We start from the raw sequence: 17,341 nt of genomic DNA on the forward strand, positions 1-17,341 counted from the left end.
TGTGTGAGGGGAATTCAGGGCGCCCGTACGGGCGCTGTCAGGGTCGGTTCGGGTCGAAGAGTGTGGTGACGAACTCCGCGCCGCGACCCTGGGCCGCCAGCGCGCCGAGCCGCGCGGCGAGCGCCCCGGCGACATCGGCGCGGCCCGGGAGGGCGTCGGCCAGCAGGGCCTCGGCATAGCCCAGGTCCTTGGCCGCGTTGGAGATGGAGAACCGCGCGCCGGTATAGTCACCATCGAGCGCGGGGGGCACGGCCTTTTGCAGGGTGCCGGAGCGGGCCGCGCCGGTCATCATCACCTCGTAGAGCGCCCGGGGATCGACCCCAAGCCGACCAGCGGCCTGAAACGCGTCCGACAACAGCACCATGGTGCCCTGGGTCACGAGGTTGTTGAGCAGCTTGGCCGCATGGCCGGTGCCCGCATCGCCGAAACGGCGGATGGCGGTGGAATAGGTCCCGACCAGGGATGCGATGGTGTCGAACTGCGCGGCGGCACAGCCCACCAGGGAGGTCAGCGCGCCGTCCTGCGCCTGTTTCGGGCCGCCCGTCACCGGGGCGTCCGAGAACACCGCCCCCGCCGCGTCGAGCCGGTGCGCAAGGGTGGCGCTGGTCTCTGGCCGTGAGGTGGTCGTGTCGATCCAGATCTGGCCCGGGCGCGTATGGGGGAGGAGCGTGTCCGCCAGTCCCGCCACCGCCTCCGCGTCGGGCAGGCAGGTGAAGAGCACGTCGCAGCCGTCAAGGAGCGTCACCGCATCCGGGGCCTCCCGAGCGCCCCGGTCCAGCAGGGGGGTGAGCGGCGCGCGGTTGCGGTGGGCCAGCAGCGTGACCGGGTGCCCGGCGGACAGCAGGCATCCCGCCATCCCGGCCCCCATCATCCCGACGCCGATGAAGCCGACCGCGGGCAGGCTCATGCCGCCGCCTCGTCCCTGGCGTTGCGCGCCATCCGGACCAGCAGGTCGAAAGCCTGCCGGGTGGCGCCCACATTGGCGATCCCCTTGCCCGCGATGTCGAAGGCGGTGCCATGGGCGGGGGTCGCCACCGGGATCGGCAGGCCGCCCGCGACGGTCACGCCCCGCTCGAACCCCATCAGCTTGATCGCGATCTGGCCCTGGTCGTGATACATGGTGACGACGGCATCGACTTCGCCCCGCTGGGCCTTGAGGAAGACCGTGTCCGAGGGCCAGGGGCCGGTGACGTTCATCTGCCGGTCCTGGCAGGCCTTCACGACCGGTGCGATCACGTCGATCTCTTCGCGCCCGAACTTGCCGTTGTCGCCCGCGTGGGGGTTGAGCGCGGCCACGGCCACATGGGGGCGCGCCTTGCCCGAGCGCGCCAGGGTGGCATGGGCGAGCTCGATGGCGCGCTCGATCCCCGGACCGTCGATTTGGGCCGCCACGTCTTTCAGACCGATATGGCTGGTCACCCGGGTGGTCATCAGGTCGTCGAGCACGTTGATCTCGGAATGATAGCCGGTGAACCCGAGGTAGCGCGCCATGTAGCGATGCTCGTCCTCGGCATCGAGCCCCGCCGCGGTCATGGCCGACTTGTTGAAGGGCGCAAAGAGCACCCCGTCCACCTGCCCGGCCTGGGCCAGGTCGAGCGCCTTGTCGAGGCAGCGCAGCGACGTCGCGCCCCCGGCCACGGTGACCTCGGCGATCCGCACATCCTCCGGCGCGATGGTGTCGAGGTCGAGATGGGCCAGCCCGGTGAAGCTGCCGCTGTCGCGCGGGTCGATGGTGTCGAGCGGGATCTCCAGCCCGGCCTGGTCCGCGCCGCGCCGCCACAGATGGGCATCACCCACCAGCAGGATATCGGCGGCCTCGCGCACGCCGTCTTCGGCCAGCAGCCTGGCGATCAGTTCCGGCCCGATCCCCGAAGGATCCCCGGGCACGATGGCAAGTCTGGGACGCATCAGTCGCTCTCCTTCTCAGAGGCAAGATCCGCCATGGCGGCGGCAATGTTGGTTTCGGCGGTGCGCAGATGCTGCTGCAGCGCCCGGCTGGCCGCCGCGGAGTCGCGCGCCTTGAGCGCCTGGACGATGTCGCGATGCTCCCGCCGGGTGGCTTCGCGGCCCGGTATGCGCTGGGAGGACAGGAACCGCACCCGCCACAGCCGCGCGTTGTAACTGGCATGGGTTTCAGCCAGAGCCGCGTTTCCGGCGGCCGCCACGATGGCGGTGTGGAACGCCATGTCCCTGCGAAAAGCCTCGAGTTGCCCGTCGGTGTCGCGGGCTTCCTTGATCGAGGCATTGATCCGCTCGATCTCTGCCAACTGGCGATCGGTGGCTTCGGAGCAGGCCAGCTCACCGGCCAGCGCCTCCAGCGCGCCCTGGACGCGCAGCCAGTCGTTGATCTCGTCGAGCGAGGGGTCGGCCACGCTCGGGCGGCGGGTCGGGCCGTAGACGATCAGCCCCTCGCTTTCGAGGATGCGCAGCGCCTCTTTCAGCGGTGTGCGGCTGATGCCGAACGCCTCGGCCAGGTCACGTTCGCGCACGGGCATGCCCGGGGCGAGCTTGCCCAGCATTATGAATTCACGCAGGTTCTCCGCCGCCTCCGCGGCGAGGGATTTGCGCGGTTTGAGGTCCACGAAATCGCGCAGCTCGTCGGTCCAGGCAGCGTCACTCATCTCACCGCCCCCAACGCAGGACGAGGGGGTCGAGCGGGCGCAGCAGGTCGATCAGCCGGGCCCGGATCGCCGGGTGCAGGGGCGCGATCGGGTGGCGGCAGAATTCCGAGGCGATCACGCCGCCCTCCACCATCGCGGCCTTGCAGGACTGCCAGCCGCATTGGCGGTTCTCGTGGATGATCGCCATGGCGACCCGCCCGTAGGCCTCGGTCGCGCCGGAGACATCGCCTGCGTGGTACCTGGTCAGCACGGGCTTGATCTGGTCCACGATCATGCCGCTGGTCATCGTGCCGGTGGCCCCGGCATCGAGATCGGCCAGCAGGGTGATGGCTTCCTCCCCGTCGAACGGGCCCTCGATGGCCGCACCGCCCTGCGCGATCAAGGCGCGGATCTTGTTGGCCGCCCTTGGGCACTCGATCTTGAAGAGCTTCACGGCCTCGATCTCGCGCGCCATGCGCACCAGCAGGTCCACGGGCAGATCGACCCCCGAGAGCGGCGCATCCTGCACCATGATCGGGATGCCCACCTCGCCCACGGCGGCGAACTGCTCGAACGACTGCTCCGGCGTGCCCTTCAGGAGCGCGCCGTGATAGGGCGGCATCATCATCACGATATCGGCGCCGAGATCCTTGGCAAAGCGCGCGCGCTCCACCGCGATCTGGGTGGCGAAATGGCTGATGGTGACGATCACCGGGACACGGCCGGCCACATGCTCCACGCTCAGCCGGGCCAGAACCTCGCGTTCGGCATCGGAAATCAGGAACTGCTCGGAGTAGTTGGCGAGCACGCAGATCCCGTCCGCCCCCTGGTCGATCAAACAATCGAGGACCCGCTTCATGCCATCGAGATCGAGGGTGCCATCCTCGTTGAAGGGGGTCGGGGCGACGGGCCAGATGCCGGAATAGGTGTTCATTCTGTGATCTCGAAATGTTTCAGGTGAGCGTCGCTGATGGTGATCCCGAGCCCGGGCGTGTCGTCATCCAGTTGCAGATAGCCGTCCACCGCCTCGGGATCGCCGTCGAAGATGTAGTAGAACAGCTCATTGCCCACTTCGACGTCGAAGACAGGGAAATACTCGCTGATGGGGCAGTTCATGTTGGCCATGGTCAGGTGGTAGTTGTGCATCTGGCCCGCATGGGGGATGACGATGATCTGCGCGGCCTCGGCGATGGCGTTGATCTTCTGCGCCGCGGTGATGCCGCCCACCCGGTTGGTGTCGTATTGCAGCACGCTGACGGCCTTGCGGTTGATCAACTCCGCACAGCCCATGACGCTGAATTCATGCTCCCCGCCCGAGATCGGCACGATCCCCATGGCGTTCAGCTCCGCATAGCCCGCCACGTCGTCGGCAATCACCGGCTCTTCGAGCCAGCGCGGCTCGAACCGCTCCAGTTTGGGCAGCATCCGCTTGGTGTAATCGAGGTTCCAGCCCATGTAGCACTCAAGCATCAGGTCCACGTCATAGCCCAGTACCTCGCGCAGGGCCTCCACGCGCTTGAGGTTCTCGCGCATCCCCGCCGGGCCGTCCTTGGGACCGTAGCCGAACCGGGTCTTGTAGCCTTGGTAGCCATGCTTTTGCGCCTCCTCGGCCTCTGCCTGCATCGCGGGGATGCTGTCGGCGTAAAGCTTGGAGTAGTAGACCGGGATCTTCTCCTTGGTGCGCCCGCCCAGAAGCTTGAACACCGGCTTGCCGACCAGCTTGCCCATCAGGTCCCAGATCGCGATGTCGATGGCACTGATCGCGGTCATGCCGATCCCCTTGCGGCCCCAGGCATGGGTGCGGCGATACATCTTTTCCCACAGGTAGGCATAATCGAACGGGTCCTCGCCGATGACCAGGGGCGCATACCATTCGTCGATGGCCTGTTTGACGACGTTGGGCGCCAGCGCCGCGTTGCCGATCCCGATGGTGCCATCCTCGGTCTCGACCTCGCAGGTCAGCCATTGGTGGAACCGGAAGGAGGCCATGGCGTCGCCCTGGATCCACAGCGCATCGGACGCATTGGTGCAGAAATTGCCCTGCGGCGGGACGGTCGGGCCGGTCCAGTTCCAGACGCGCGTACGGACGGATTTGATCTTGGTCATGGATTACTCTCCGGTTGAAACCATCGGGTCACGTTGCTTGAACAAACGCCAGAAAAACGGCCCGAACAACGCCAGGACGGTCAGAACAAAGAAGAAAAGCGTGAGCGGCCGGGTAAACATCAGCCACCACTGGTCGTCGAGCATGATCAGGGACTGGCCGAGACGCTTCTCCAGCATGCCGCCGAGGATCAGCCCGATGGCCAGCGGCACGACCGAGTAGCCGAAGCGCCGCATGAAATAGCCCACGACCCCGGAGGCCAGCGCGATGTAGACATCCAGCATCGACTGGTCGAGCGCATAGGCCCCGACGATCGAGAAGGTGAAGACAACCGGCCAGAGGATCTGCACCGGCACGAAGGTGACCCGGGCAAAGAGCTTGGCGCCAAACAGGCCCACGAAGATGAACGTCACATTGACCAACAGCATGGCCCAGAAGATCGCATAGGCGAACTCGGCCTGTTCGGTGAACATGGTCGGCCCCGGTTGCAACCCGTGCACCATGAGCCCGGCCAGGATCACCGCCGCCGTGGGGCTGCCCGGAATGCCCAGGGCCAGCGTGGGCACCATGGCCCCCCCGGTGGCCGAATTGTTGGCCGCCTCGGACCCGGCAATGCCCTCGATGGCGCCCTTGCCGAACTCTTCGGGGGTCTTGGACCAGCGTCGCGCCTCGTTATAGCCGATCATCGAGGCCACGGTCGCGCCCTCGGCGGGCAGGATGCCGATGAAGGTCCCGATGCCGGAACTGCGCAGGATGGTGCGCCAGACCTTGCGATAATCCTCCCGCGAGGGCAGCTTGATCGCCTTCATCTCGATCAGCTTGCGCTTGGCCTGCAGGCGCTCGGCCTGCACCAGCAACTCGGAGATGCCGAAAATACCGATCATCACGGGGACGAAGCCGATGCCCTCGGACAGCTCGTTGAAGCCGAACGTGAACCGCTCCACCGTGGTCAGCAGGTCCTTGCCCACGGTCGCGAGAAACACGCCCAGCGCCCCGGCGATGATGTTCTTGAGCGGCGTGCCATCCCCGATGGTGGCCAGCATCGAGATGCCGAACACGGTCAGCGCGAAGTATTCGGGCGGGGCGAAGTTATAGGCCATGCGCGCCATCAGCGGCGCTGCCATCATCAGGCACACGACCGAGATGATCCCGCCGATGGTCGAGGACACGGTGGCCATGCCCAGGGCGCGGCCCGCCTCGCCGCGTTGGGCGAGCGGGTAGCCATCGAGGCAGGTAGTGGCGCTGGCCGAGGTGCCGGGCGTGTTGATCAGGATCGCCGTGATCGCGCCGGCAAAGGTCGCCGCGCAGTAGATCGTGGTCAGGATCGCGATCGCCGGGATCGGGTCCATGGTAATGGTGAAGGGCAGCAGGAGTGCCGCGCCGGTGGTCGCGTTCAGCCCCGGAAGCGCGCCGATGATCACCCCGCCGAGCGTGGCCGCGAAGAGCAGCACAAGCAGGGACGGGTCCATCAGGGCGTAGAGGCCCGCAAACAGTGGTTCCATGGTCTCTATCCGTACCAGAGGTTGGTGAGCAGGCCCCGCGGGAAGCGGATTCGGAACACCAGGTCAAAGAGCAGGAAGATCAGCAGCGGGCTGAGGACCGAGACCAGCCCGATCCCCCAGGGCCGCCGTTCGCCCCAGGTCCAGGCGAGACAGCCGGCAAAGACCCCCAGCCCGAGAAACAGGTCGATCTGCGCCACCAGCGCGAACACCACGAAGAGCCCCAGGCTGACCCAGACATTGGGGCCCACGGGTTTGTTTTCCTTCGGCGCGTCGAAGATCATCACAAGGACCGACAGCGCCATGATCAGCAGCAGCACCATCTGCGGGAAGTCCGACGGCTGCATCCCGCGCAGCAGGATCGGCGGGACCCGGTCGAACTGCGTGCTGAGCCAATAGGCGATCATGCAAAAGACAATCGTGCCGCAGGGAACCGCAAATCGCGTCATCTCATCCGTCCTTGAAGGGGGAAGGGACCGGCCCGCAACGCCTGGCGGACCGGCCATCCGTCGTGCGGCTTACTCGATGAAGCCCAGCTCACGCAGGGCGGCATCCATGTCTGCCTGCATCGAGGTGAGCTGGTTGCCCCAGACCTCGGAGCCCGCGACCGAGCTGGCATCCAGCCCCACGGAAGTCAGGAAGCCCTGATAGACCGTGTGGTTCATGGCGTTCAGGAGCGCCTCTTCGATCTTGGCCGCGACATCGTCGGGGGTGTCCGCATGGACCACGAAGCCCCGCACGGTGGAGAAGTTGGCGTCGATGCCAAGTTCCTGCGCGGTGGAGACATCGGGCAGACCGCTCATCCGTTCCGGCGCCAGAACCACGATGGGGCAGATATCGCCCGCTTCGATCTGGGAGCCTGCCTCGGCGAGGTTCAGGACCGCGACATCCACGGCGCCTGCGACCAGCTGGGTGGCCAGCTCGCCGCCGCCCTCGAAGGGGACGATCCGCGGGGTGGCAAGCTCGCCGCGCCGGGCGAACATGAAGGCCGACACGTCGTCGATCCCGCCCAGGTGGGTGGTGCCATAGTTCAGCGGTTCGTCCTTCTGGGCGTCGACGAAGGCCTGGGCGGAGTCGTAGACACCGCAGCGCGTCATCAGGATCTGTGGATCATCGGTGCCGCGCGCGATCGGGCGCACATCTTCCAGCTTCATGTCGGTCTTGCCCAGCGCCACGGTGGCCGAGTGGCCGATGGTGAAGGTCAGAATGCTGTGACCGTCCGCGTCCTGGGTCAGGTAATAATCCATGGCGGAGGCCCCGCCCCCGCCGCGCTTGTTGACCACGACCATGTCGGTGCCCAGCTCGCGCCGCGCCCGGATCATCATCATCCGCGTGGTCACATCCGTGCCACCGCCATTGCCCGCATGGGTGATGACCTCGATGGTCTTGGCCGGAAATTCCTGTGCAACGACATCACCACCGACAATCGCAGCGGCCGCCGCCAAGGCAAAAACTTTCTTCATGGAGTCCTCCCGTTCATCCAGCGCATGCAGCGCCCGGACAACCGGATACCATGGCATTCGAAATTTTGGAATACCAAAATTTCGAATATCGGGACAGATACGCCTTCGCTGAAGGTTCCCCCTTGGAAACGGGACCATCCGGACTTTCACGCGATGCATCTTGCCCGGGGTGACGCGCGTTTTGGCACCGGTCCGTTGGCGCGTTGCGGCGCGACCGGCGCCGTCACGGAGGAGATGAAGGGGGCGCCCGAGGCCCTAGGGCGTAGCGCCCTGGCATGTGCAGGACCTCGGCTCGGCGCATCCCGAAGGTGCGGCGGGCATCCGATTCACGGCAGGATTTTGCGGCCGCACAAGCGGACCGGCCTTGCCGTCAGTTCATAAGTACTTCGCCACCTCGGCGATGAAGTCCTCGCCGCGTCGCTCGAAATTGTCGTACTGATCGAAGCTGGCCGCGGCAGGGGCAAGCAGGATCGTATCGCCCGGTTCGGCTTCGGCCACGGCTGCGGCCACGGCGCGGGCCATGGTCTCGCAGACCTCGTGGGGAGTGTCGGGAATGCCCAGGGCGAACTCGGCCGCCGAGCGCCCGATCAGGTAGGCCTTGCGGACCCCGCCCAGATGGGGGGTGAGGGCCGCGAGACCGCCCTCCTTCTCCAGTCCGCCGGCGATCCAGCGGATGCGGTCGAAAGCCTGTAGCGCCTTGGCCGCGCTGTCCACGTTGGTGGCCTTGCTGTCGTTGACGAAGGTGACGCCGTTCGCGGTGCCGACGATCTGGCTGCGGTGCGGCAGCCCCTTGAAACTGGCAAAGCCCGCCTCGATCTGGCGCGGGGCAAGGCCGAGGCTGCGGCAGGCGGCATAGGCGCAGGCGGCGTTCTGGTGGTTATGGGCCCCGGGCAGGCCCGGGATCGGGCGCAGGTCGATGGACCCGGTCTGGCGGCCCTTGCGGTGCTCGGCCAGGAACCCCTTGCGCGCGCTAACGACCCAGCCGGGCCCCGAGGGTTTGGCGGAGGTCACCCGGATCACCCGGTCATCGGCGGGCGCCACGGAGAGCTGGGAGGCGAGGAACAGGCCCTCGGGCTCGTCGGTGCCGATCACCGCACGGTCCGGCCCGCCGATGGTGAAGAGCCGCCGCTTGGCCGCGAAATACCCACCCATGCCACCGTGACGGTCCAGGTGGTCGGGGCTGAGATTGGTGAAGACCGCGATGTCGGGGGTCAGGGCGCGGGCAAGCTCGGTCTGGTAGCTCGACAGCTCCAAGACGACGATGCCGCCATCCTCGCCCGGGTCGATGTCGAGCACGCCGCGGCCGATATTGCCGGCCAGCTGGGTGGGCCGGCCCGCCGCCGTCAGGACGTGGTGGATCAGCGCGGAGGTGGTGGATTTGCCGTTGGAGCCGGTGACCGCGATGACCCGCGGGAGGCTGTCGAACTCGTCCCAGTCCGGCGTGGCGAAGGAGCGGAAGAACAGGCCGATATCGTTGTCCACGGGGATGCCGAGGGACATGGCCAGCGCGATCGTGGGATTCGGGGTCGGGTAGAGATGGGGGATGCCCGGCGAGGTGATCAGGGCCGCGACCCCGTCGAAGGCGTCGGCGTGTTTGAGGGGCGCGCAGGCGAAGCCCTCGGCCTCGGCCCGGGCGCGGGCCTCGGTATTGTCGTCCCAGCACAGCGGCGTGGCACCGCCGGCGCGCAGGGCGCGGGCCGTGGCGAGGCCGGAGCGGCCCAGTCCGAGCACAGCGATGGTTTCGCCGGAAAATCCGCGCACGGGGATCATGGGGGGCTCCTGTCTGTGGCCGGGTCGTCTGCGGGCGCAAGATGCACCGGGGCGCAGGCGGCGGCAAGGTGGGGCGGGCAAGCGCCTTCGAAGGCGCTTGGCGGGGCGCGGGCGGCCCCGTCGGGACAGAGGATCAAGGGGCGGTGGCGTTGGAACCCGGCTCGCCCCGGCCACCGGGCCCGCGGGGTCGAGACCGGGCCCAAGCGCCTTCGAAGGCGCTTGCGGGCTCAGCGGGTGGGTTGGACGCGGACGTTCACGTCCACATCGCCGCTAACCCCCGGCACCGCACCCTTGTCGGTGAACTGCCACATCACGGTGTTGAACCCCTCCAGCGCCGCAGGCGCCGAGCCGCTGTCGGTGGGGGCTGCCGTGTAGTCCGCCAGCCAGACCGGGTAGCGCTTGCCCAGGTCCGCCCCTGCATCGCCGATCCGCGCGGTCCACCAGTCGCGATTGGTGTAGATCACCGGGGTCTGGCCCGTGGCCAGGGCCACCGCACGCATCCAGGTGTCCACGGCGGCGACGATCTGGGCCGGAGTTTTCTGTTCCCAGCGGTCGACTTTCTTCTCGGTATAGTCCCATTCCACGTCCAGAACCGGCGGCAGGTCGCTGGAGCTGCGCGCGTCATAGACCGACAGGAAGAACCGCGCCTGGGCCGCCGGATCCGACAGCGCCGACAGGAAGTGATAGGCCCCACGCGGGATCTTGGCCTTGCCCGCTTCGTTCCAGCTGGTGTCGAACTCGGAATCCTTCACCGTCCGGCCCTGGCTGGCCTTGATATAGACATAAGCCACCTTGCTCTGGGCCACGTCTGCCCAAGTGATGTTGATCTTCGCGTTGCCCTTCTGGATGTTGTAATGTGACACGTCGATGCCGAACTCGGTGCTGCCTTCGGGTACGTTCGTGGGAAAGCCGAAGGCGCCGCCCGGGGGGATCACCGATGCCGTGGCCGGCGTCCCGGCGGTTGCGGCGGGCGCTTCCGTGCCGTCCTGCGTCGCGGGGGCCGTCGGGGAGGGTGTGCCGGACGCCGCGGCGGTCTCCCGCGCGATGGCCTTGCGCTCGGCCCGGGTCAGTTCCCGGGACGAGATGTCCGCGGGCGGAACCGTGATCAGGGCCAGGGCGAGGACTGTGAGCACGGCCAGCAGGATGGCGCTGAGAGCGGGCATCGACATGGGGTCTCCTTTCAGAGGTGACCGAAACGCGCGCAGGCGCGTAGGGTGGCGTCAGACAGTGACATAAATCGTGGACCAGGCCTCGGGGCCGTTGGGCCCCTGTTCGAGGGCGGTGTTGGCGGGCCCCGGCTGCGGCAGCTGCCGGGGCGGCGGGGGTGGTCCTGCCTCCGCCGGCAGGGTCAGGGCGATGCGGCGGGCGGGGGCGGGGCGCAGGGCCAGCGGGATCGGCCCCGCGCTCTCGCAGAGCCACACGGTGCGCCCGTTGCGCATCGCCTTGCGCGGGGCGGCAAAGCGCAGCGGGTCGGGCGCGCTGATGGCCGCGGCGCCGAGATCGCGCGCAGCGCTTCGGCTCTGGAGCACATAGCGCCAGCGCGGGGCGCGGGCCCGGAACCGCACGGTCAGGGTTCTGGGTGTCTCCCGTGGCCCCACCGGCGTGGCACCCGCCAGCGGCACCGTCACCAGCCCGTAGAGCCGCGCGGGCGGTTCGTCCGACAGGATCAGGTCGCGCAGCGGCTGGTCGTCGACCTCCAGCCGGTAGGTGCCCTCGGGCACTTCATTCGCCGCAAGGTCGAGGTGACTGTGTTTGCCCGGCGGCAGCGGCGCGCTCCAGGCGGGGTCGTCGGCGGGGTCGGCGCCAAGGGCGCGCAGGGCCATCCGGCCGCCCGCGACCGCCGCCTCGAGCAACACGCGCCCGCGCCGGGCCACCACCGGAAGGGTCCGACCGCGGGCACTGGGAAGGCTGCCCTGCGGATCGAGCCCGCCGGGGCCGAGGCTGAGCGCATCGCGGGCACTTTCGGCGCCCCAGTCCGGCTCGGTCACAAGTGCGAAATCCGGATCGCGCAAGCCCAGTCGGAAGGTCACCAGCGCCGGCGCCGCGGGGTCGAGCGCGGGAGGCGCGCCAAAGGGCATCTGGGCATAGATCTCCGCCACATCCTGGGTCACCCGCAGCCGACAACAGCCCCGCCGCAGAGCCGCGGCGGTCTCGGGCGTCGGCTCGAAGGCGATCGGCACCGCGGCGGGGTCATAGTAGTCATGGGCGATCCGCAGGCTGAGGAGCGGCGCGAGGGTGATCCCGATGGTCATTATCCTGTCTCCTGAAGGCTACATCCAAGACGGTGGGGCATGGTCAGGTCTCCACGGCGGTGGAGGTGATACGCGAGACATCGGTGCCGACGAAGCCGTCCTCGACCACCAGCATCCGCGCCTTGTAGACCGCCGAGGGCAGGTAGGTGCCGCCGAGCACGGTCCACAGGTTGTGGATCGATTGCAGGTCGAGATCGCGCCATTCCACCGACAGCCTCTCGATCCCCTCGGGCAGGGTCGGGTCTGATTGCGGGGTGAAAAGCGGTCGGGCCTGGAAGGCGCCGATGCCCGCCGAGAGCACCCGCAGCCCGTCGGCATACTGGTCGGGAAAATTGGCCGACAGCAGGAAGATCAGGTTGATGTTCAGGGGCTGGGGCGCGCGCCGGGTGACGCCGCCCTCTTCGCGGTAGACCCGGCCGGTATTGCCGGCAGTGCCCTCGCGTTCGATGTTCACCAGCGTCAGGACGAGGCGGTTGGCGGTTTCCTCCCCCCCTGCCCCGGGATCGCGCGCAACGCTTTCGAGCGCCACCAGATCGCTGGCGGCGGCAAAGCGTGTGCGCAGTTCCTCGTTCAGCATGGCGGTGAGGAATTTCAGGGTGGCATCGATCATGGTCCGGCTCCTGCCAGTTTCCCGGCCTTGTGCAATTCGCGGGCGATGGCCGCGCGCAGACTTGCGGCGGTGACGGTCGGGGCGCCTGCGCGCAGACGTGTCAGGTGGGCGGTGCGGGCGGTGTTGACGATCTCGCCGCCCGACAGCGCGACCTCCTCGGCCAGCGCCACAAGGTCGACCTCCGGGGCCAGAAGGTGGGCCTCGGGAAAGGCGTTGCGCCAGATCGCCAACCGCGCCGCGGGGTCGGGCAGATCGAACCGGATCATCGACTGGAACCGGCGGGCGAAGGCCGCGTCGATATTGCTGCGCAGGTTGGTGGCCAGCAGCACGATGCCTGCGAAATCCTCGACTCGTTGCAGGATGTAGGACACTTCCTGGTTGGCGTAGCGGTCGTTGGATTGCGTCACGTCCGTGCGCTTGCCGAAGAGCGAGTCCGCTTCGTCGAAGAACAGGATCCAGCCCTCCGCCTCGGCCTGGTCGAAGACGCGGGCGAGGTTCTTTTCGGTCTCGCCGATCCATTTCGACACCACCAGAGACAGGTCGACCCGGTAGACATCGCGCCCGCTGCGCTGACCCAGGAGCGCGGCACTGAGGGTCTTGCCCGTGCCCGAGGGGCCGTAGAACAGGCTGCGATAACCTGGAAGGATCAGCCGCCCGATCCCGGCGGTCGCGGCCAGCGCCGCACCGTGCTCGGTCCAGGCGAGCACCTCTTCGAGCTCGTGCAGGGTGCGCTCGGGCAGGATCAGATCCTCCCAGCGCATCTGTGTTTCCAGCCGCTTGGCCGGGAAGTCGGGCCGAAACTCGGGCCGGTGCCGGGTGCCCAGCAGGATCCGGCCCACGAATTGCGGCGCCAGCTCCAGAGGGGCGTGCAGACCTGGGGCGTCCAGCCCGCGCAGAGGCAACAGGAACCCCCCGGCGACCAGCGCCCCGTCGGCACTCAGCATTTCAAGCGCAGCGCGGCGGTCGCCCTCGGTGTCGAGCAGGAACATCGCCGTGCCGAGGCTGGGCTGAGCCCCGCCCTCGGGCCGGGCTGCCAGGCAGAACTCGGAAAACACCCGATCCGTGGCGGGGTTACGGGTGAGGAACGGGTCCAGCGCCTCGGGCCGCAAGACCGGGGCCAGCGCCAGCGCGAGCAGCAGGCGACCCTCCGGGGGGACTTGCGCCCGGCGCAGCGCCCGGGCCAGCGGGCAGGTCTTGGGGCTGAGTCTGGGCGGCGAAGGCGAGGCGGCCTGCCCGGTGCCGAAATGGCGCGCGATCCGGGCGGCAATGGCGGCCTCCAGCCAGTCAAGCTCGGCCTTGAGGGTTCGGGAAGTGGCGATCATGTCCATGAGACGTGCAGCGCCTCCGGCATCCAGGGCAAGGCCACCACCGACCACGGCCATGGGATACCCCCCAAAAGCATGTCGAACGGGCCCTTGGTGACCTGCAGCGTCAGGGCGGCGTCCGGGCCGGGGCGGCGGATCACCCCGTGGCGCATCACGAAGGTCTCGCGCAAGGCGTCGGCATCGGTATTGGCGAAGGCCGCGACCTGCGACGCGGTGAAGCCGAGCAGGCTCTCGGCCAGCGCGGCCTCCTCCGGGGTCGCGGCACCGCCCGGGGCAAGAGGCGTCGCAAGGGGCATCCCGCAAAGCAGCTTGGGCAGGGCCAGCTCGTGCTCGGGCAGGTCCATGCGTCCGCTGGCCAGCAGAGCCAGCAGGTGGACGGCCCTGGGGCGGCTGTCGTCACGCAGCCCACCGGAGGGATCGAGGCAATCGCTGCGCGCGAGATAGGTCGCGAGGTGGACATGGAGCAGGACCAGCCCCGCCAGCCCGGTATGGATTTCGCCCGCGGGCGCAAGGGGCGCGGGCGGGGGGGCGAGATGGGCAAGCAGGATCTCGACCGAGGTGTCCAAAGCCGCGGCCAGGGCTGCGTGAAACGCCCCCGGCCCTTCGGGCGCGTCGATCGGCGCGGCGGCATGGGCCGCGGCGAGGCGCGCCGCCAGATCCCGCGGATCAAGGCCGATGCCCGCCCGGCGGAGCGCCCGGGCGACGGTTTCGAGCGCATCGACGTGGCGGGCCGGAGGCGTGGGCAGGCCCATGGGAGAGAGATGGTCCATCAGGGACCCGAGCGGAGTGCCCAAACCCGCCGCCAGTGCCGCGTGGAACGCCCCTGGCCCGTCTGGTGCATCGATCGGGGCGGCAGCATTGGCCGCCGTGAGGCGCCTGGAGAGATCCTGCGGATCGAGACCAAGACCGGCCTGCCGCAGCCTCTGGGCGACCTGCTGCAGCGCAACCTGCGCATCCGGGCCTGGCGCCCGGGCGTCCGTGCGATTGCCATCGGCAGGATCGGTCGGCGTAGCTCCGTCCTCGGGCGTTTCGGCGGCGAGCCCCCCCGTGACTGACCGGTCGAACGGCGATGAGGCAGATTGGTCGCGCCCACGTTCCGAAGACCGCACGCCAGCCGTGTCCTGTGCTGCAACGCCGTCCGGAGGCGCGGATGTCGGGACTGGGGATGCCCCGCGCGCCGGGGCGGGTGCCGCCGCGGTGCGGACAGTCTCCGGGGAGGTTGGGTCCGGCGTCGGGGGGGCGGCGGTTTCGGGACGCTGAGGCCGTCCTATCGGATTGCCATCCACATGACCATCCGAGGCAGTCTCGGGCATGCGCCCGTGCGGCGGAACTTCCCCGGCGATCGGCGCAATGTCGCGCGATTTCAGAGGCGTGACATTCGGGTGGGTCTCAGCGGACGCGGAGGTGTCCAGCGCCTCCGCCAGGGCGGCGCGCAGGCTTGCCAGCTCATGCGCTGACAGGCCCGAGAGCGCCTGCCCCGCCTCGCCCTCCGGCGGCTCTGAGAGATCGCGCGCCATCCGGGCGCGCACGGTCTCCAGCGGCTGAGCGGCGCGCTCCGACGCGATCTCCGCAAGCGCCGAGAGAACGGATTCCAGCGGCACGGGGGCCGACGGGTCCGGCCCGGACGCTGCCCCGTTCGCCCAGGCGCGGAGCGTGGCCTGGGTCAGGTCCGCAGCACTCAGTGGCACGTTCGCCACCGCCGCGAGCCACGCGGCCGCCCGGCGCGCCAGCTGCGCCTGGTCCTGGCCGAGGCGTGCGGACAGTGTCGCGGCACGTTGCGCCGGGCTGACCTGTTCCAGGGCGGCGGCAAGGGCTGCTGCCAGGGGCGGCGGCCCGGACGGCGTGACGCGGGCCGCATCGGGCCGGAGGTAGCGCGCGACCAGCGCGGTCGCAACGTCCATTGCGGCAGATGGCGTCTCGGTCGCGGCAGGCGGGCGGGGGAGCACCACCTCGGCACGCATCGGTGGCTCTTCTGCGGGGCTGCGCCCTTGGGCGCGGGTGGTGGCGGGCGGAGGGTCGGTATCCTGCACGCGGTCCCGCGGTGCGGACTCCTCCGCCTGCAGGTCGCGCAGCATCTCGATCAGGGGCGCGAAGCGGGGCTCGGCGGCGCGCCCCGATGCCAGCGCGGAGAGTTGTGCTGCGAGCGCTCCCGGCGTCTCGGCAGTCCGGCCCCGGCTTCCGGCCCGCAGAACGGCGCGTAGCCAGCGGCGGGCATCGCCCTCGAACCCCCCACCCGCAAGAAGGGTCAAGCTCGCCTCCGCCAGATGCGGACCCAGTGTGTCATCCGGCGCCGCGGCCCGCAGGATGGTCACGGCGAAGCCGCCAAGGGTCGGCAGCAGCGCCAGATGCGCCGCCTCGATCCGCGTCCAGTCCAGCGGCGAGAGCAGCGCTTGCCGCCCGGTCGGGGTCTGCAGGAGACCGGCCCAATCCATACCGATTTCGGGGGGCGCGGGCGGCGTTTCGTCGCCGCGGATATGGCTTGGCTGGCGCGGTTGGGAGGCGTCTTGCCCGTCGGGATGCGCGCCTGCGCGGACAGCCAGGACAGGGGCGGCGCCCGGATCCTGCGGCGGGGGGCGCAAGGCGGACGGCCGCGCCGGCGCCCCCGGGTTCGGCGCGGTAAGACCCGGGGCTGTCGGGAGTGACGCCGCGGGCGCGCGCTCTCCGGAGGCGGCGGCAGCCAGCGAGTCTTCGGGCGCCGCTCGGGTGTCCTCGGACACCTCGGCCCGCGCGTCGTTGACCCGGGGCACTGCGTCGGGTGCTTGGGCCCGCGGCGGATCATCGTGCGGGGTACGTGCGGTTGTGTCGACGGGGGACCGTGCCCCGTCACGAGCGGGTAAGGGATCCGCCAAGACCGGGCCGGGCGCCTCCGTAGCCTCGGGCGCCCTGCGCGCGCCCAGTGCGGGAGGGGCGTTCGGTGGCGCGGCTCTGGGCACAACAGGCGGCGCGGTCTCGGGCGCCTGTGGTCTGGCCGGACCGACCTTGGCCCCCTGGCCGAGCATGTCCGGGGTATCCGGGTCGCCCCGCTGACGTGAGGGGGCGGTCGGAAAGGCCCTGGCGGTGTCTTCGGCAGGGTCCGAACCAGGCGAGGCGTTGGTCCGAGACGTGGGGTCCGGGGCGCGCGCCCCGCGATCCACCTCCGATCCTGAAGGCTGATGCGACGGCTCTGACGGGTCCTGCGGCCCATGTGACGGTGGCGCGGCAGGTGCGCGCGGGACAGGCCCGGCCGAACCTGACGACCCGATCCCCGTCGGGTCGGAAGCAGGCGGCGGGGTGTCTGTCGCACCCCCTTCGAAGACGTTCTGCGCCCTGGAGCCCCCCGGTACGGAGGATGGCCCCGGGCGGGGGACGTCTTGCGCGGGCGCTACCCGCCGGATGGGGGATGCGGATGGACCGCTGCGCGCGGCTCCTGGGGGATCCGCTTGCGCTCCCGCAGGGGCCCGCGCCGCTGGGGATGCGGAGCGGGGGCCGGTCGGTGTGTCCAGTCCTGCGGGGAACTGTCCGGTCCCGGTCGCAGCCGGCGTGGGCGATGCCGGGTCGGCCGAGGACAAGGGCAACACTCGGTCACCTCCGGGCGGCACGCGGGCGTCCGGAGCGTCCACGGCAGGGGGCGGGCTCGGCGCGGCCGAAGGTGCCTTCGGAAGACCGGGAGACGGTGGGCGCCCAGAACCGCCCGCGGGCAAGGACCGCTCGTTCGCGGCGCCCGGCCCTTGCGGTGCGG

The 17,341-nt window shown here is 69.5% G+C and carries 14 protein-coding genes; all 14 read right to left on the minus strand.

What is annotated here, in order from left to right; translation table 11 throughout:
• Positions 1-37: 37 nt before the first annotated feature.
• The gene (locus DSHI_RS12430) at positions 38-907 is read right to left on the minus strand and encodes an NAD(P)-dependent oxidoreductase (RefSeq protein WP_012179108.1); all 870 of its coding nucleotides are present in this window, start codon (positions 905-907) and stop codon (positions 38-40) included.
• A complete protein-coding gene (locus tag DSHI_RS12435; protein ID WP_012179109.1) occupies positions 904-1,908 on the minus strand; it encodes a 4-hydroxythreonine-4-phosphate dehydrogenase PdxA in 1,005 nt (334 codons plus the stop codon). Before DSHI_RS12435 ends, DSHI_RS12430 begins: the two co-directional genes overlap by 4 nt.
• Positions 1,908-2,621, minus strand: coding sequence for a GntR family transcriptional regulator (locus DSHI_RS12440; protein WP_012179110.1), 714 nt, complete (start codon positions 2,619-2,621; stop codon positions 1,908-1,910). Before DSHI_RS12440 ends, DSHI_RS12435 begins: the two co-directional genes overlap by 1 nt.
• A 1-nt stretch (position 2,622) precedes the next feature.
• Positions 2,623-3,534, minus strand: a complete 912-nt coding sequence (locus tag DSHI_RS12445) for a dihydrodipicolinate synthase family protein (RefSeq protein ID WP_012179111.1) — start codon at positions 3,532-3,534, stop codon at positions 2,623-2,625.
• A complete protein-coding gene (locus tag DSHI_RS12450) occupies positions 3,531-4,706 on the minus strand; it encodes an L-rhamnonate dehydratase (RefSeq protein ID WP_012179112.1) in 1,176 nt (391 codons plus the stop codon). Before DSHI_RS12450 ends, DSHI_RS12445 begins: the two co-directional genes overlap by 4 nt.
• Before the next feature lie 3 nt (positions 4,707-4,709).
• Positions 4,710-6,206 (minus strand): tripartite tricarboxylate transporter permease, encoded by a 1,497-nt coding sequence (locus DSHI_RS12455; RefSeq protein WP_012179113.1) that lies wholly within the window; start codon positions 6,204-6,206, stop codon positions 4,710-4,712.
• Positions 6,207-6,211: 5 nt separating this feature from the next.
• Complete coding sequence (locus tag DSHI_RS12460) at positions 6,212-6,652, minus strand: tripartite tricarboxylate transporter TctB family protein (protein ID WP_012179114.1); 441 nt, start codon at positions 6,650-6,652, stop codon at positions 6,212-6,214.
• A gap of 69 nt (positions 6,653-6,721) precedes the next feature.
• A complete protein-coding gene (locus DSHI_RS12465; protein ID WP_012179115.1) occupies positions 6,722-7,666 on the minus strand; it encodes a Bug family tripartite tricarboxylate transporter substrate binding protein in 945 nt (314 codons plus the stop codon).
• A gap of 375 nt (positions 7,667-8,041) precedes the next feature.
• Positions 8,042-9,436, minus strand: a complete 1,395-nt coding sequence (gene murD / locus DSHI_RS12470; RefSeq protein ID WP_012179116.1) for a UDP-N-acetylmuramoyl-L-alanine--D-glutamate ligase — start codon at positions 9,434-9,436, stop codon at positions 8,042-8,044.
• Positions 9,437-9,663: 227 nt separating this feature from the next.
• Positions 9,664-10,605 (minus strand): glycoside hydrolase family 25 protein, encoded by a 942-nt coding sequence (locus DSHI_RS21415; RefSeq protein WP_012179117.1) that lies wholly within the window; start codon positions 10,603-10,605, stop codon positions 9,664-9,666.
• Positions 10,606-10,656: 51 nt separating this feature from the next.
• A complete protein-coding gene (locus DSHI_RS12480) occupies positions 10,657-11,688 on the minus strand; it encodes a hypothetical protein (protein ID WP_012179118.1) in 1,032 nt (343 codons plus the stop codon).
• 43 nt (positions 11,689-11,731) lie between these two features.
• Positions 11,732-12,298 carry a Pvc16 family protein gene (locus DSHI_RS12485; protein ID WP_012179119.1) on the minus strand — a complete coding sequence of 189 codons (567 nt, stop codon included), beginning with the start codon at positions 12,296-12,298 and terminating at the stop codon, positions 11,732-11,734.
• Positions 12,295-13,680, minus strand: coding sequence for an ATP-binding protein (locus tag DSHI_RS12490; RefSeq protein WP_085930399.1), 1,386 nt, complete (start codon positions 13,678-13,680; stop codon positions 12,295-12,297). Before DSHI_RS12490 ends, DSHI_RS12485 begins: the two co-directional genes overlap by 4 nt.
• Positions 13,617-16,055 (minus strand): contractile injection system tape measure protein, encoded by a 2,439-nt coding sequence (locus DSHI_RS12495; protein ID WP_157865328.1) that lies wholly within the window; start codon positions 16,053-16,055, stop codon positions 13,617-13,619. The genes DSHI_RS12490 and DSHI_RS12495 overlap by 64 nt, the downstream gene beginning before the upstream one ends.
• Positions 16,056-17,341: the final 1,286 nt, after the last annotated feature.

Origin of the sequence: Dinoroseobacter shibae DFL 12 = DSM 16493 (assembly GCF_000018145.1) — a bacterium.
GTDB lineage: Bacteria > Pseudomonadota > Alphaproteobacteria > Rhodobacterales > Rhodobacteraceae > Dinoroseobacter > Dinoroseobacter shibae.